Here is a 15,584-nt window from a genome sequence, read left to right on the forward strand (position 1 = left end):
TTGCGGTCACCAGCACCTGAAGCTGGCGTGTCTACCAATTTCACCATCTGGGCAGCATCTTCAGCGTTGCCGCTGTTGATGTGGCGCACTATACGGAGCGCGTTTTGATCTGTAAACCCCTGTTTTTATTTTAATAATCGGTAAGTGAAATAGCAGGGGCCAGAAATGCAAAAACCCGCTTTCGCGGGTTTTTGTGAAGCAGGCAGACCGTTGATCTGCTGCTTGAAATTGGTGCCCAGAAGAAGACTCGAACTTCCACGACCTTGCGGTCACCAGCACCTGAAGCTGGCGTGTCTACCAATTTCACCATCTGGGCAGTATCGACAACGTGTGTACGTCGTCGATGGCGCGCACTATACGGAGCACATTTTTAACTGTAAACCCCTTGGCGCAAAAAAAAACGGTAAATTTCACCAGCGGCGTTTTTCAGGGACCCAGCGGGGCCGGCAAAAGACGCTGGCAAAGGTATCCAATGCCTGAAATTTCCCGTTTCATTACGCCTATGCCAAACTAACCCGCATATAGACAAGGTGAAAACTCTCTAATGGCCGATTGGCAGTCCCTCGATCCCGAGGCCGCTCGTGAAGCGGAAAAATACGAAAACCCTATTCCCAGTCGCGAACTGATCCTGGCGCATCTCGCCGATCGGGGTTCGCCTGCCAGCCGCGAGCAGTTGGTCGAGGAGTTCGGTCTGAGCACCGAAGACCAGATCGAAGCCCTGCGCCGCCGCCTGCGCGCGATGGAGCGCGACGCGCAATTGATTTACACACGACGCGGCACCTACGCGCCGGTGGACAAGCTCGACCTGATCCTGGGCCGCATCGCCGGCCACCGCGACGGCTTCGGTTTCCTGGTGCCGGACGACGGCAGTGACGACCTGTTCATGAGCCCGGCGCAAATGCGCCTGGTGTTCGACGGTGACCGCGCCCTGGCCCGAGTGTCTGGCCTGGATCGCCGCGGTCGTCGTGAAGGGGTGATCGTCGAAGTGGTCTCCCGTGCCCATGAAAGCATCGTGGGTCGTTACTTCGAAGAAGGCGGCATCGGCTTCGTCGTCGCAGACAACCCGAAGATCCAGCAGGAAGTACTGGTCACGCCGGGCCGTAACGCCAACGCCAAGATCGGCCAGTTTGTCGAGGTGAAGATCACCCATTGGCCAACCCCGCGCTTCCAGCCGCAGGGCGACGTGGTCGAGGTGGTCGGCAACTACATGGCGCCGGGCATGGAGATCGATGTTGCCCTGCGTACCTACGACATCCCCCACGTCTGGCCTGAAGCGGTCCTCAAGGAAGCCGGCAAGCTCAAGCCGGAAGTCGAAGAGAAGGACAAAGAAAAACGCATCGACCTGCGTCACCTGCCGTTCGTCACCATTGACGGTGAAGATGCCCGGGACTTCGACGATGCGGTCTACTGCGAAGCCAAGCCAGGCAAGTTGCGCCTGTTTTCCGGCGGCTGGAAGTTGTACGTCGCCATCGCCGACGTCTCCAGCTATGTGAAGCTCGGCTCGGCGCTGGACGCCGAAGCCCAGGTGCGCGGCAACTCGGTGTACTTCCCCGAGCGTGTCGTCCCGATGCTGCCTGAGCAACTGTCCAACGGCCTGTGCTCGCTCAATCCCCATGTCGATCGCCTGGCCATGGTTTGCGAGATGACCATCTCCAAGTCCGGCGAGATGACCGACTACTGCTTCTACGAAGCGGTGATCCATTCCCACGCCCGTCTGACCTACAACAAGGTCAGCGCGATGCTGGAAACGCCGAAACTGGCCGAGTCGCGCAAGTTGCGTGGTGAGTACTCAGAGGTCTTGCCGGACCTCAAGCAACTTTATGCGCTGTACAAGGTGCTGCTGGGGGCTCGTCATGTTCGCGGCGCCATCGACTTCGAAACCCAGGAAACCCGGATCATCTTCGGCTCCGAGCGCAAGATCGCCGAAATCCGGCCGACCGTGCGCAACGATGCGCACAAGTTGATCGAAGAATGCATGCTGGCGGCCAACGTGGCCACGGCTGAGTTCCTGAAAAAGCACGAAATCCCTGCGCTGTACCGCGTCCACGATGGCCCGCCACCGGAGCGCCTGGAAAAGCTGCGGGCATTCCTGGGTGAACTGGGCTTGTCCCTGCACAAGGGCAAGGAAGGTCCGACGCCCAAGGATTACCAGGCCCTGCTGGCCGGTATCAAGGATCGTCCGGATTTCCACCTGATCCAGACCGTCATGCTGCGCTCGTTGAGCCAGGCGGTGTACAGCGCCGACAACCAGGGCCACTTCGGCCTGAACTACGAGGCCTACACCCACTTCACTTCGCCGATCCGTCGTTACCCCGACCTGCTCACGCATCGGGCGATCCGCAGCGTGATCCATTCGAAGATGAACACCCCGCACGTCAAGCGCGCCGGTGCGATGACCATTCCGAAGGCGCGCATCTATCCGTACGACGAGGCGGCCCTGGAGCAGCTTGGCGAGCAATGCTCGATGAGCGAGCGCCGCGCCGACGAAGCGACTCGCGACGTGGTGAACTGGCTCAAGTGCGAGTTCATGAAAGACCGCGTGGGCGAGTCGTTCCCGGGCGTGATCACGGCGGTGACCGGTTTTGGCCTGTTCGTCGAGCTGACCGATATCTACGTCGAAGGCCTGGTGCACGTCACGGCGTTGCCGGGTGATTACTACCACTTCGATCCTGTGCATCACCGCCTGGCGGGCGAGCGCACCGGTCGCAGCTTCCGTCTGGGCGATACCGTTGAAGTGCGCGTCATGCGAGTCGACCTCGACGAGCGCAAGATCGACTTCGAGATGGCGGAAAAAACCATCAACGCGCCGATCGGTCGCAAGAAGCGCGGTACTGAGGGCGCCGTCTCCGAGGGCAAGCCAGCGGCCGAGCCAGCCTCGTCCAAGGCCGGGCGTCGTCCGGCCAAGGAAAAGGCCGTCGAAGCCTACCGTCCGAGCGATGCAGCGGCGAAAAACGCCGAGCTGCGCAAAAGCCGTGAAATGAAGCAGGCCTTGCTGGCCGAAGCCAAGGCCGGTGGGAAGGCGGCGTCCGGGGGAAAGACCAGTCGGTCGAGCTCGGACAAGGCAGCCAGCAAGCCCAGCAAACACCGTAAAGGCCCGCCAAAAGCGGGCTCGGCCCCAGCCAAGAGCGGCGGGGCGCGTAAACCCAAGGCCAAGTCATGAGTCAATTGGAAAAGATCTACGGTGTGCATGCCGTGGAAGCGTTGCTGCGTCATCATCCCAAGCGGGTCAAGCAGGTCTGGCTGGCGGAAGGTCGCAGTGACCCGCGGGTCCAGCCGCTGATCGAGCTGGCCAACGAAAACCGCGTGGCGGTCGGCCAGGCCGAGCGACGTGAGATGGATGCCTGGGTCGAAGGCGTCCACCAGGGCGTGGTGGCGGAAGTCAGCCCGAGCCAGGTCTGGGGCGAGGCAATGCTCGACGAGTTGCTCGATCGTACCGAGGGCGCGCCCTTGCTGCTGGTGCTGGACGGCGTGACGGACCCGCACAACCTCGGCGCCTGCCTGCGTTCGGCAGATGCAGCCGGTGCGCTGGCGGTCATCGTGCCCAAGGACAAGTCGGCAACGTTGACGCCAGTGGTGCGTAAAGTTGCCTGCGGTGCGGCGGAAGTGATTCCGTTGGTGGCCGTGACCAACCTGGCGCGTACTCTGGAGAAACTCCAGCAGCGCGGCTTGTGGGTTGTGGGCACGGCGGGCGAGGCAGAAGTCAGCCTGTATGACCAGGACCTGACGGGCCCGACCATTCTGATCATGGGTGCCGAAGGCAAGGGCATGCGCCGCCTGACCCGCGAGCATTGCGACTACCTGGTCAAGCTGCCGATGGCCGGCAGCGTCAGCAGCCTCAATGTGTCGGTGGCGACGGGTGTGTGCCTGTTCGAAGCGCTGCGTCAGCGCAGTGCCAAGGCCGGCGCCAAAAAGCCCTGATCTTGCAGTACCCCCCCTGTGGGAGCGAGCCTGCTCGCGATAGCGGAGTGTCATTCAGCGCATAGGTTGAATGTGACACCCTCATCGCGAGTAGGCTCGCTCCCACATTGATTTTGTGTGTTGGGATAAAGATTGGCGGTTGTTCAAATAATCACCAATTACCTTGCACCTCCCTCGGCCCTTCTCTACAATTGCGCCCCTTGCTGTGATGGCAGGCACCTATGTGTCTAGCGTCCACAAGTCCATAAGTGTCATTCACTCCTTGTCTGACCGTTTTTGAGCGGCAGGCTACAACCCGTAAGGAGCATTCATGCGTCATTACGAAATCATCTTTTTGGTCCACCCGGATCAAAGCGAGCAAGTCGGCGGCATGGTTGAGCGTTACACCAAGCTGATCGAAGAAGACGGCGGCAAAATCCACCGCCTGGAAGACTGGGGCCGTCGTCAACTGGCCTACGCAATCAACAATGTTCACAAGGCTCACTACGTGATGCTGAACGTTGAGTGCACCGGCAAGGCCCTGGCCGAGCTGGAAGACAACTTCCGCTACAACGATGCAGTGATCCGTAACCTGGTCATCCGTCGCGAAGAAGCCATCACTGGCCAATCCGAGATGCTCAAGGCAGAAGAAAACCGCAGTGAGCGCCGTGAGCGTCGCGACCGTCCTGAGCATGCTGACAGCGCCGATGGCGATGACAGCGATAGCGACAGCGACAACAGCGATAACGCTGACGAGTAATCCACGGACCTTTTAAGGAGCCAATCACATGGCACGTTTCTTCCGTCGTCGTAAATTCTGCCGCTTCACCGCTGAAGACGTGAAAGAGATCGACTACAAAGATCTCAACACCCTGAAAGCCTACGTATCCGAAACCGGCAAAATCGTTCCAAGCCGTATCACCGGTACCAAAGCTCGTTATCAGCGTCAGCTGGCCACCGCTATCAAGCGCGCCCGCTTCCTGGCCCTGCTGGCCTACACCGACAGCCACGGCCGCTGAGACCAGGTAAGTCGACGAGCAGTAAGGGATTGAATGCATGCGCGCCTTAGCTGAGTTCATCATGCGCGGTCGCATGCAGGCCACTCTGGTAGTGGCTGGATGCGCAATATTGCCGTTGTTGTATTGGTTGGGCGCTGCCGCCGGGAGTCTCGTACTCTTGCGGCGCGGATGGCGGGACGCCGTTGGTGTCCTTGCCCTGGGACTGCTGCCGGCCTTGCTCTGGTGGCTGTATTCCGCGGACCCGCGGGCACTGATGGTGCTGCTGGGGTCTTCGGCGCTGGCGCTGGTGTTGCGCGCAAGCGAGTCCTGGAACCGTGTGCTGCTGGTCAGCATAGCGCTGGGGGTGGTGTTTTCAGTGGTGCTCGGGGTGGCTTTCGCGCCCCAGATCGAGATGCTGTCGCAGGCTTTGATAAAAATCCTGCCTGAAGCCCTCGGTGAGCTCTACCGGCAGATGTCGGCAGAGGAGCAGGCGCGTTTCGCGTCCCTGATCGCACCGGTCCTGACCGGCCTGATTGCGGCTTTGTTGCAAATCGTCAGTGTGCTGAGCCTGATTATCGGGCGCTACTGGCAGGCGTTGTTGTACAACCCGGGTGGTTTCGGTCGCGAGTTTCGCGCCATCCGTTTCCCGCTTGGGCTGGCGATGTTGCTGCTGGCGGGCATGCTTCTGGGGCCGAATTTCGGCGCACAGATGGCCATGCTCACGCCGTTGTGCAGTGTACCGCTGGTGTTTGCCGCCCTGGCCTTGATTCACGGGCTGGTGGCAAAAAAGCGACTGGCCAGGTTCTGGCTGGTGGGGTTGTACGTCACGTTGTTGCTGTTCATGCAGCTGATCTATCCGTTGCTGGTGGTCCTGGCCATCGTCGACAGCCTGATTGATTTTCGCGGTCGTATGGCGCCGAAAGACGCCGACAACGCGAACGGTGAAGGTTAAAAGTTAGAGGATTTTCACATGCAACTGATCCTTCTGGAAAAAATCGCCAACCTGGGCAACCTGGGCGACAAAGTAAACGTTAAGGCCGGTTACGGCCGTAACTACCTGCTGCCTTTCGGCAAAGCCACTGCTGCGACCGAGGCCAACCTGGCTGCGTTCGAAGCTCGTCGCGCTGAGCTGGAAAAAGCTGCCGCAGACCGTAAGGCATCGGCTGAAAGCCGTGCTGCCCAACTGGCCGAGCTGGAAGTGACCATCACTGCCACCGCTGGCGACGAAGGCAAACTGTTCGGTTCGATCGGTACCCACGACATCGCTGACGCACTGACCGCCTCCGGCGTTGAAGTTGCCAAGAGCGAAGTTCGTCTGCCGAACGGCACCATCCGCAACGTAGGTGAATTCGACGTAGCCGTGCACCTGCACGCCGAAGTTGAAGCCACCGTACGCGTTGTCGTGGTAGCAGCCTAAGCAACACCTGTCGGCTGGCACCTGCGGGTGCTAGCCGGTAACATCGGGCACGATCCTGTTTACAGGTCGTGCCCTTTGTCTTTTTTGCAACACCTGCTTTTCGTACCCCCCTGCTTTCCAAAAGAATCAAGTGGCCATGAACGAAATCACCGCTCCCGAGCAATACGATCTGCAAACCGCAGCCCTGAAGGTGCCTCCGCATTCCATCGAGGCTGAACAGGCCGTGCTCGGTGGCCTGATGCTGGACAACAACGCCTGGGAGCGCGTGCTCGATCAAGTCTCCGACGGCGATTTCTACCGGCATGACCATCGGCTGATCTTCCGCGCGATCGCCAGGCTGGCCGACCAGAACATGCCGATCGACGTCGTGACCCTGTCCGAGCAATTGGACAAGGAAGGCCAGACGTCCCAGGTCGGCGGTCTTGGCTACCTGGGTGAACTGGCAAAGAACACGCCGTCGGTCGCCAACATCAAGGCCTATGCGCAGATCGTGCGCGAGCGGGCGACCTTGCGCCAGTTGATCGGCATCAGCACCGAAATCGCCGACAACGCTTTCAACCCGGAAGGCCGGACTGCTGCCGAAATTCTCGATGAAGCCGAGCGGCAAATCTTCCAGATCGCCGAGGCCCGGCCAAAGACCGGTGGCCCGGTAGGGGTGAACGAGCTGTTGACCAAGGCCATCGACCGCATCGATACCCTGTTCAACACCGCCGACGCGATCACCGGCCTGTCCACCGGCTACACCGACCTGGACGAGAAAACCAGCGGCCTGCAACCGTCCGACCTGATCATCGTCGCCGGCCGTCCGTCCATGGGTAAGACCACCTTTGCGATGAACCTGGTGGAAAACGCCGTGCTGCGCAGTGACAAGGCGGTGCTGGTGTACTCCCTCGAGATGCCAGGCGAATCGCTGATCATGCGTATGCTGTCGTCCCTGGGGCGTATCGACCAGACCAAGGTCCGTTCCGGCCAGCTGGAAGACGACGACTGGCCGCGCCTGACCTCGGCGGTCAACCTGCTCAACGACCGCAAGCTGTTCATCGACGATACGGCGGGTATCAGCCCCTCGGAAATGCGCGCCCGGACCCGTCGCCTGGTGCGTGAGCACGGCGACATCGGGCTGATCATGATCGACTACCTGCAACTGATGCAGATCCCGGGCTCCAGTGGCGATAACCGGACCAACGAGATTTCCGAGATCTCCCGATCCCTCAAGGCCCTGGCCAAGGAGTTCAACTGCCCGGTGGTCGCGCTTTCGCAGTTGAACCGCTCCCTGGAGCAGCGTCCGAACAAGCGTCCGGTGAACTCCGACTTGCGGGAATCCGGAGCGATCGAGCAGGACGCCGACGTGATCATGTTCGTGTATCGCGACGAGGTCTATCACCCGGAAACGGAGCACAAGGGCATCGCCGAGATCATTATCGGCAAGCAGCGGAACGGCCCGATCGGCTTCGTCCGCCTGGCTTTCATCGGCAAGTACACGCGCTTCGAAAACCTGGCGCCGGGTAGCTATAACTTTGATGATGACGAGTGATGCACCGAGGACCTTGTGGCGAGGGAGCTTGCTCCCGCTGGGCTGCGTAGCAGCCCCCCGAAAGGCAACACAGAGTTCTTCAGACAGATAGTCTTGAGCTGATTGTGCGGCTGCCATGCAGCCGAGCGGGAGCAAGCTCCCTCGCCACAATTTGATCATTTTTTGTGCTATATTCCGCGCCCGCGATTTTTCATCCTTTATACCGGTCATCGACATGCAAGCAGCCAAGCCGTTATTTGACTATCCAAAATACTGGGCCGAATGTTTCGGCCCGGCGCCGTTCCTGCCCATGAGCAGGGAGGAGATGGATCAGCTCGGCTGGGATTCATGCGACATCATCATCGTGACCGGTGATGCCTACGTCGATCATCCGTCGTTCGGCATGGCGATCATCGGACGCCTGCTGGAAGCCCAGGGCTTTCGTGTCGGCATCATTTCCCAACCGAACTGGCAGTCCAAAGACGACTTCATGAAGCTCGGCGAGCCCAACCTGTTTTTCGGTGTCGCGGCCGGCAACATGGACTCGATGATCAACCGCTACACCGCCGACAAGAAAATCCGTTCCGATGACGCCTACACCCCCGGCGGCCTGGCGGGCAAGCGGCCGGACCGTGCGAGCCTGGTCTACAGCCAGCGCTGCAAGGAAGCCTACAAGCATGTGCCGATCGTGCTTGGCGGTATCGAAGCGTCCCTGCGCCGTATCGCGCATTACGATTACTGGCAGGACCGGGTGCGCAACTCGATCCTGATCGACGCCTGCGCCGACATCCTGCTCTACGGCAACGCCGAGCGAGCGATTGTCGAAGTCGCCCAGTGCCTGTCCTATGGACAGAAGATCGAAGACATTACCGACGTGCGTGGCACCTCGTTCATCCGTCGTGATGCACCGACCGACTGGTACGAAATCGATTCCACGCGCATCGACCGTCCAGGCAAGATCGACAAGATCATCAACCCGTACGTGAACACCCAGGACACGGCTGCTTGCGCCATCGAGCAGGAAAAAGGCCAGGCTGAAGATCCGCAGGAAGCCAAGGTCGTGCAGATCCTGGCGAGCCCGAAGATGACCCGCGACAAAACCGTGATTCGCCTGCCATCGGTGGAAAAGGTTCGTGGCGACTCGGTGCTCTACGCCCACGCCAACCGCGTGTTGCACCTGGAAACCAACCCGGGCAACGCCCGAGCCCTGGTGCAGAAGCACGGTGACGTCGACGTCTGGTTGAACCCGCCGCCCATTCCGATGACCACTGAGGAAATGGACTACGTGTTTGGCATGCCTTACGCACGTGTTCCGCATCCGGCGTATGGCAAGGATAAGATCCCGGCCTACGAGATGATCCGCTTCTCGGTGAACATCATGCGCGGCTGCTTTGGCGGCTGCACGTTCTGCTCGATCACCGAGCACGAAGGCCGGATCATCCAGAACCGTTCCGAAGAGTCGATCATCCGCGAGATCGAAGAGATTCGCGACAAGGTCCCGGGTTTTACCGGCGTCATCTCCGATCTGGGCGGCCCGACCGCGAACATGTACCGCATTGCCTGCAAGAGCCCGGAAATCGAATCCGCGTGCCGCAAGCCGTCGTGCGTGTTCCCCGGCATCTGCCAGAACCTGAACACCGACCATTCTTCGCTGATCCAGCTGTACCGCAGCGCCCGGGCATTGCCTGGGGTGAAGAAGATCCTGATCGCCTCCGGCCTGCGTTACGACCTGGCGGTCGAGTCGCCGGAATACGTCAAGGAACTGGTGACCCATCACGTCGGCGGTTACCTGAAGATCGCCCCGGAACACACCGAGGAAGGTCCGCTCAACCAGATGATGAAACCGGGCATCGGCACCTATGACCGGTTCAAGCGGATGTTCGAGAAGTACACCAAGGAGGCGGGCAAGGAGCAGTACCTGATTCCGTACTTCATCGCGGCCCACCCGGGCACCACCGACGAAGACATGATGAACCTGGCGCTGTGGCTCAAGGGCAACGGTTTTCGCGCTGACCAGGTGCAGGCGTTCTACCCGTCGCCGATGGCCACCGCCACCGCGATGTACCACTCGGGCAAGAACCCGCTGCGCAAGGTCACCTACAAGAGCGATGGGGTGGCCATCGTCAAGAGCGAGGAACAACGCCGCCTGCACAAGGCCTTCTTGCGCTATCACGACCCCAAGGGCTGGCCGATGCTGCGCGAAGCCTTGACCCGCATGGGCCGTGCCGACCTGATCGGGCCGGGCAAGCACCAGTTGATCCCGCTGCACCAGCCGGCGACCGACAGCTACCAGAGCGCCCGTCGCAAGAACTCGACGCCGGCCGGCAGCCACAAAGTGGGCAAGGAAACCACCAAGATCCTGACCCAGCACACCGGCCTGCCGCCGCGTGCCAGCGATGGTGGCAACCCGTGGGACAAGCGCGAGCAGGCCAAGGCCGCGGCGTTCGCCCGCAACCAGAAGGCGGCCAAGGAGCGCAAGGACGCCGCCAAGGGCAAGGGGCCGAAGCCCGCACGCAAGCCTGTCGTGCCGCGCTGAACCTTGAGCGACAACGCAAAACGCCAGCCTTGAGTGCTGGCGTTTTGCTTTCTAGCGACGGTGCTGGCGGTTTGTTATCGTGGCGCGCGCTAATGCAGAGCCCTCGCCACAGTGTTGAGTGTGGACACAGATTTAATCTCCAGCCCTCAAGGACGATTCATATGAGCAGCGCCGTAACCGGCATCGGCATGGACTTCAGCCCGTCCCAGTTCATGGCCCGCCAACGCATCGAAAGCCAGATCAACCTGCCACGGCTGTTCGCCGCCATCGACGCCGATCCCGGTATTGTCGGCGCGGGGGTGGTGTATATCGACGCTGAGTTCAATGTAGTGACCCTGCGGGAATTCAAGCCGATCTGCAGTATCCAGCCCAAACGGATCATCTTGCGCGAGGCGCAGAAGTACATAACGCCAGAGCAGTTCGCCCAACAGGTACAGAGCAATCCACGTGAGTCACGATTGGTCGGGGAGGCGATCAATACCACGCTATCTTGCACAGGAGCGGTGCTGGGCTGGATTGTCGTGCTCAGTGGCACTATTGCGATTCCCTTCAGCGCGGGCGCCAGTTCCGTAGTAGCTGCTCTGGGTTATACCGCGGCGGTTGCTAGTTCTGCGCAGTGCGTTATCGGAGTCATCCGCACAGGGGCTGAAGTGGCCAGCCCACAAATCAATGACAAATTGGACAGCGAGGAGTGGTACCAATACGCCTCGATCGGTCTCGATGCCGCCTCATTACTGGGAGTCGGAGCTTCTGCCTTGACAACCATAAAACTGGTGAAAGTGGCGAAGGCTACCACCGGCAAAAGTCTGCGTGAAATCCTGCGCGGTCTGAATCGCCAAGAGCGGGCGAAATTGACTAAAGAATTGCTAAGCATCAACGACCCAAGACTGACGCCAAAAATGCTCAAGCTCAAACAGCTTGCTGGGGAGTTGCCCAAGCGTTTCACTCCGACCCAGCTCAAGCACGCTACGGTTACTCAGATCAAAGATTCTTTGGGGGCGACGATTGGCCTGATCGGCAGTAGCTTGTCGGGAAATGTGAAGACTATTGCTGTCGGCTTGTACGAAGAATTGGAGGAGTAATGGACGACCTGAGTCTGTCGCGTTTTTTTGCGCGTTATTTACCGACCTTCATTGGTGGCATTTTCTCAGTGCTGTTTTCTCTGGGCTGCGCTGTTCCCTTGCTGGTGACGTTCTATTTGTCCGGAGCGACAATCGGTGAGCAAGCGACTTGGTCGGTGTTGGGAGGAGCGGCAGTCACGTTGATCGCGGTGCATTGCAATTTCATGGTGATGCGTGGGAGGCCGCGATGGGTATGGGGACTGGTCGGACTGCTGGTTTTGTGTCTATTGAGCGTATTGCCGACCATTGAGGGGCGCCCACACAGAGTCCTCTATGCGATGGCAGTATTGTTTCCCCTATTGGGCCTGCTGTTGCTCAACAGTAAACGCCACCGCGAAATGCGCAGCAAACTCGTCGAAATCCGCCGCCAACGCGAATTGATTATTCGAGCCGCCAAAGCCTCACGCCCCCGCCGCTGAGTCGACTCGCTACCGCTTCGCCACATATATGTGCGCTTCTTTGTCCCTGGGCACGGGCGTCGTGCGTTTTTAGTGCTCTACTGGCTTGTGTAAACGAAGAAAGTGTCCGGCCTGCCTGCATGGCATAAGTCTTGCGCCGCTTTCATCACCGCCCAGGCTCGCAGGAGGCACGCCGTGTCGATCCATGTCGCATTGCACCACGTCACGCATTACCGCTATGACCGCGCCGTCGAACTCGGCCCGCAGATCGTTCGCCTGCGCCCGGCGGCCCACAGCCGCACGCGCATATTGTCCTATGCCCTGAAGGTTTTGCCCGAGCAGCACTTCATCAACTGGCAGCAGGATCCCCAGGGTAATTACCTCGCGCGGCTGGTGTTTCCCGAAAAAAACCGGGAGCTGCGGATCGAAGTCGATCTGCTGGCGGAAATGGCGGTGTTCAATCCGTTCGACTTCTTCCTTGAGCCCTACGCCGAAAAAATCCCGTTCGCCTATGCCGCCGATGAGCGCAAGGAGCTGGCGCCGTACCTGGAAACCCTGCCGCTGACGCCCCGGCTCAAGGCGTATCTGGACGGCATCGACCGCACGCCGTTGCCGACGGTGGATTTTTTGGTGGGGCTGAACCAGCGCCTGAGCGAAGACATCAATTACCTGATCCGCATGGAGCCTGGCGTCCAGACGCCGGAGCACACCCTGGAGCATGCCTCCGGTTCCTGTCGCGATTCGGCCTGGTTGCTGGTGCAGCTGCTGCGCAACCTGGGCCTGGCCGCCCGTTTCGTTTCCGGTTACCTGATCCAGTTGACCGCCGATGTGAAAAGCCTCGATGGCCCCTCCGGCACCGAGGTGGATTTCACCGATCTGCACGCCTGGTGCGAGGTGTACCTGCCCGGAGCTGGCTGGATCGGCCTGGATGCGACGTCTGGTCTGTTCGCCGGCGAAGGGCACATCCCGCTGGCTTGCAGCCCTGACCCTTCGTCGGCGGCGCCGATCAGCGGGCTGGTGGAGCCTTGTGAGTGCGCCTTCAGCCACGAGATGTCGGTGGAGCGGATATGGGAGGCGCCGCGGGTCACCAAGCCCTACACCGATGAGCAATGGCAAGCGATCCAGGCGTTGGGCCACCAGATCGATGAAGATCTGCGCGAAGGTGACGTGCGCCTGACCATGGGCGGCGAACCGACTTTTGTTTCCATCGATGACCCCGATGGCGCCGAATGGAATACCGCAGCGCTCGGACCGGACAAGCGCCGGCTCTCCGCCGAGCTGTTCCAGCGCATGCGCAATCACTATGCGCCCCAGGGCTTGGTGCATTTCGGCCAGGGCAAGTGGTACCCCGGCGAGCAGCTGCCACGCTGGTCGCTCAACTGTTACTGGCGGCGCGACGGGGTGCCGATCTGGCGCAACAGCGCGTTGATTGCCGATGAACAGCAGGACTACGGCGCCGATGGAAAACTGGCCGGGCGTTTCCTGGCGAGCGTCGCCGAGCGCTTGAAGATTCCCGCGCGATTCGTGTTCGCGGCCTACGAAGACAACTTCTACTACTTGTGGCGCGAAGGCACGTTGCCGTCGAACGTTACGGCCGAGGATCCACGCCTGGAGGATGCCCAGGAGCGTGCGCGGCTGCGCAAGGTGTTCAGCCAGGGCCTGGACAAGGTGATCGGCCAAGTCCTGCCGTTGGCCCGCACGGCCAAGGGCGATCAATGGCAAAGCGGCCGCTGGTACCTGCGGGACAACCATTGCCGCCTGGTGCCGGGGGATTCGCCCTTGGGCTATCGCCTGCCACTGGCGTCCCAGCCTTGGGTGACGGCCGCCGAGTACCCGTTCATCCACCCCACCGACCCGAACCAGGATTTGCCCGAGCTGCCGGACACCGAGCAACTGGCGCGTCACGGCGAGCCGGTGCTTGAGCAGGAACGCGTTCCCGAGGTCGACGCATCTGCCGACTGGCTGACCCGCACGGCCCTTTGCGCCGAGGCCCGCGAAGGCCGGCTGTACCTGTTCATGCCGCCGCTTGCGCAGGTTGAGGATTATCTGGAGCTGGTCAGTGCCATCGAGGCGACGGCCGAGGAACTGCGTTGTCCGGTGCTGCTGGAAGGCTATGAGCCGCCGAGCGATCCGCGCCTGAGCAATTTGCGCATCACCCCCGACCCCGGTGTGATCGAGGTCAACGTGCAGCCCTCGGCGAGTTGGGACGAGTTGGTCGAGCGCACCGAGTTTCTCTACGAGCAGGCGCGCCAGACCCGCCTGACCACCGAGAAATTCATGATCGATGGCCGGCACACCGGTACTGGCGGCGGCAACCATTTCGTATTGGGTGGCGCGACACCGGCGGATTCACCGTTCCTGCGGCGTCCCGACCTGCTGCGCAGTCTGATCGGTTACTGGCACAACCACCCGTCGTTGTCCTACCTGTTTTCCGGATTGTTCATCGGGCCGACGTCCCAGGCGCCGCGGGTCGATGAAGCGCGCAACGACGCGTTGTATGAGCTGGAAATCGCTTTCGCGCAGATGCCCGAGGTCGGCGAGCCGTGCCCGCCCTGGTTGGTCGACCGGCTGTTGCGTAACCTGTTGATCGACGTGACCGGCAACACGCACCGGGCCGAGTTCTGCATCGACAAGCTCTACTCGCCGGACGGTGCCACTGGGCGCCTCGGTCTGTTGGAGTTGCGCGCGTTCGAAATGCCGCCCCATGCGCGCATGAGCCTGGCGCAGCAATTGTTGTTGCGGGCGCTGGTGGCGCGGTTCTGGCGTGAGCCTTATGCGCCGGCGAAGCTGGTGCGCTGGGGCACCGAATTGCATGATCGGTTCATGTTGCCGCATTTCATCGAGCAGGATTTTGCCGATGTGATCGCCGAGCTGAACTCCGCCGGCTATGGGCTGCGCACCGAATGGTTTGCGGCGCACCTGGAGTTTCGCTTCCCCAAGGTCGGCGACTACGCGGCCAGCGGCATCGAGCTGCAATTGCGCCAGGCCCTCGAACCCTGGCATGTGCTGGGGGAAGAGGGCGCGATGGGCGGCACCGTGCGTTATGTGGATTCCTCCCTGGAGCGCTTGCAGATCAAGCTCAACGGCCTGGCGCCGCAACGCTACGTGCTCACCTGCAATGGCGTGGCGGTGCCGTTGCAGTCCACCGGGCGGGTGGGCGAATTCGTTGCCGGGCTGCGTTTCCGTGCCTGGCAACCGGCCAATTGCCTGCAACCGACCATCCCCGTGCACGCGCCATTGGTCTTCGACTTGCTCGATACCTGGACGCAACGTTCCGTGGGCGGTTGCCAGTATCACGTGGCCCATCCGGGCGGGCGCAACTATGAAAGCCTGCCGGTGAACGCCAACGAGGCCGAGAGCCGGCGGATGGCGCGGTTCTTCCGGCTCGGGCACACCCCCGGGAAACTGCCGATACCCAGCCTGGCAAGGGACGACGAGTTTCCATTCACGCTCGATCTGCGGCGTTTTCAAGGGGCCCCGAAGCGCTAGGTGGCCCCTGTGGCGAGGGAGCTTGCTCCCGCGGGGCCGGTCCGCGCGTGGGCGAAGCGGCCCCGTTTTAGGGTTGCTGCGCAACCCAGCGGGAGCAAGCTCCCTCGCCACAACGATTGCAGTCTGAAAACCCCGGCCGGATCCAACACAAACACACCTATCCGGGCGTCATGCGCTTGCGCTAGTCTCATCTTTCAATGCCGTCTGCCGAGCTT

The 15,584-nt window shown here is 61.0% G+C and carries 11 protein-coding genes and 1 tRNA gene; 11 read left to right on the forward strand and 1 reads right to left on the reverse strand.

Annotation, left to right across the window (positions count from 1 at the left end; genetic code table 11):
* Positions 1-229: 229 nt before the first annotated feature.
* A tRNA-Leu gene (locus ACODSJ_RS09915) sits at positions 230-316 on the reverse strand.
* Between the two features lie 228 nt (positions 317-544).
* On the opposite strand from ACODSJ_RS09915, the gene rnr reads away from it, so the two are divergent.
* The 11 genes from rnr (at position 545) to ACODSJ_RS09970 (ending at position 15,369) form a co-directional block, all read left to right on the forward strand.
* Positions 545-3,160: a ribonuclease R gene (gene rnr / locus ACODSJ_RS09920; RefSeq protein ID WP_489101559.1), complete on the forward strand. Its 2,616-nt coding sequence runs from the start codon at positions 545-547 to the stop codon at positions 3,158-3,160.
* Positions 3,157-3,918: a 23S rRNA (guanosine(2251)-2'-O)-methyltransferase RlmB gene (gene rlmB / locus ACODSJ_RS09925; RefSeq protein WP_489101560.1), complete on the forward strand. Its 762-nt coding sequence runs from the start codon at positions 3,157-3,159 to the stop codon at positions 3,916-3,918. Before rnr ends, rlmB begins: the two co-directional genes overlap by 4 nt.
* A gap of 310 nt (positions 3,919-4,228) precedes the next feature.
* Complete coding sequence (gene rpsF / locus ACODSJ_RS09930; protein ID WP_260958916.1) at positions 4,229-4,657, forward strand: 30S ribosomal protein S6; 429 nt, start codon at positions 4,229-4,231, stop codon at positions 4,655-4,657.
* A gap of 28 nt (positions 4,658-4,685) precedes the next feature.
* Positions 4,686-4,916 carry a 30S ribosomal protein S18 gene (rpsR, locus tag ACODSJ_RS09935; protein WP_002551829.1) on the forward strand — a complete coding sequence of 77 codons (231 nt, stop codon included), beginning with the start codon at positions 4,686-4,688 and terminating at the stop codon, positions 4,914-4,916.
* A 37-nt stretch (positions 4,917-4,953) separates the two neighbouring features.
* Entirely contained in the window at positions 4,954-5,847 is an 894-nt protein-coding gene (locus tag ACODSJ_RS09940; RefSeq protein WP_489101561.1) for a hypothetical protein, read from the forward strand.
* Positions 5,848-5,865: 18 nt separating this feature from the next.
* Positions 5,866-6,312: a 50S ribosomal protein L9 gene (gene rplI, locus ACODSJ_RS09945; RefSeq protein ID WP_260958874.1), complete on the forward strand. Its 447-nt coding sequence runs from the start codon at positions 5,866-5,868 to the stop codon at positions 6,310-6,312.
* Between the two features lie 136 nt (positions 6,313-6,448).
* On the forward strand, positions 6,449-7,846 hold the full coding sequence (dnaB, locus tag ACODSJ_RS09950; RefSeq protein ID WP_489101562.1) for a replicative DNA helicase: 1,398 nt from the start codon (positions 6,449-6,451) through the stop codon (positions 7,844-7,846).
* A gap of 214 nt (positions 7,847-8,060) precedes the next feature.
* Positions 8,061-10,361, forward strand: coding sequence for a YgiQ family radical SAM protein (locus ACODSJ_RS09955; protein ID WP_489101563.1), 2,301 nt, complete (start codon positions 8,061-8,063; stop codon positions 10,359-10,361).
* Positions 10,362-10,522: 161 nt separating this feature from the next.
* On the forward strand, positions 10,523-11,443 hold the full coding sequence (ssp4, locus tag ACODSJ_RS09960) for an Ssp4 family T6SS effector (protein ID WP_489101564.1): 921 nt from the start codon (positions 10,523-10,525) through the stop codon (positions 11,441-11,443).
* The gene (locus tag ACODSJ_RS09965) at positions 11,443-11,901 is read left to right on the forward strand and encodes a hypothetical protein (RefSeq protein ID WP_489101565.1); all 459 of its coding nucleotides are present in this window, start codon (positions 11,443-11,445) and stop codon (positions 11,899-11,901) included. Before ssp4 ends, ACODSJ_RS09965 begins: the two co-directional genes overlap by 1 nt.
* Positions 11,902-12,075: 174 nt before the next feature.
* Positions 12,076-15,369, forward strand: coding sequence for a transglutaminase family protein (locus tag ACODSJ_RS09970; RefSeq protein WP_489101566.1), 3,294 nt, complete (start codon positions 12,076-12,078; stop codon positions 15,367-15,369).
* Positions 15,370-15,584: the final 215 nt, after the last annotated feature.

It is taken from the genome of Pseudomonas sp. FG6 (genome assembly GCF_057809015.1).

Excerpts from the sequence above, each read along its gene's own strand:
- ACODSJ_RS09955 (WP_489101563.1), top strand. The coding sequence starts at position 8,061 with ATGCAAGCAGCCAAGCCGTTATTTGACTATCCAAAATACTGGGCCGAA.
- rlmB (WP_489101560.1), top strand. The coding sequence starts at position 3,157 with ATGAGTCAATTGGAAAAGATCTACGGTGTGCATGCCGTGGAAGCGTTG.
- rnr (WP_489101559.1), top strand. The coding sequence starts at position 545 with ATGGCCGATTGGCAGTCCCTCGATCCCGAGGCCGCTCGTGAAGCGGAA.
- rpsR (WP_002551829.1), top strand. The coding sequence starts at position 4,686 with ATGGCACGTTTCTTCCGTCGTCGTAAATTCTGCCGCTTCACCGCTGAA.
- rplI (WP_260958874.1), top strand. The coding sequence starts at position 5,866 with ATGCAACTGATCCTTCTGGAAAAAATCGCCAACCTGGGCAACCTGGGC.
- ssp4 (WP_489101564.1), top strand. The coding sequence starts at position 10,523 with ATGAGCAGCGCCGTAACCGGCATCGGCATGGACTTCAGCCCGTCCCAG.
- rpsF (WP_260958916.1), top strand. The coding sequence starts at position 4,229 with ATGCGTCATTACGAAATCATCTTTTTGGTCCACCCGGATCAAAGCGAG.
- ACODSJ_RS09965 (WP_489101565.1), top strand. The coding sequence starts at position 11,443 with ATGGACGACCTGAGTCTGTCGCGTTTTTTTGCGCGTTATTTACCGACC.
- dnaB (WP_489101562.1), top strand. The coding sequence starts at position 6,449 with ATGAACGAAATCACCGCTCCCGAGCAATACGATCTGCAAACCGCAGCC.
- ACODSJ_RS09940 (WP_489101561.1), top strand. The coding sequence starts at position 4,954 with ATGCGCGCCTTAGCTGAGTTCATCATGCGCGGTCGCATGCAGGCCACT.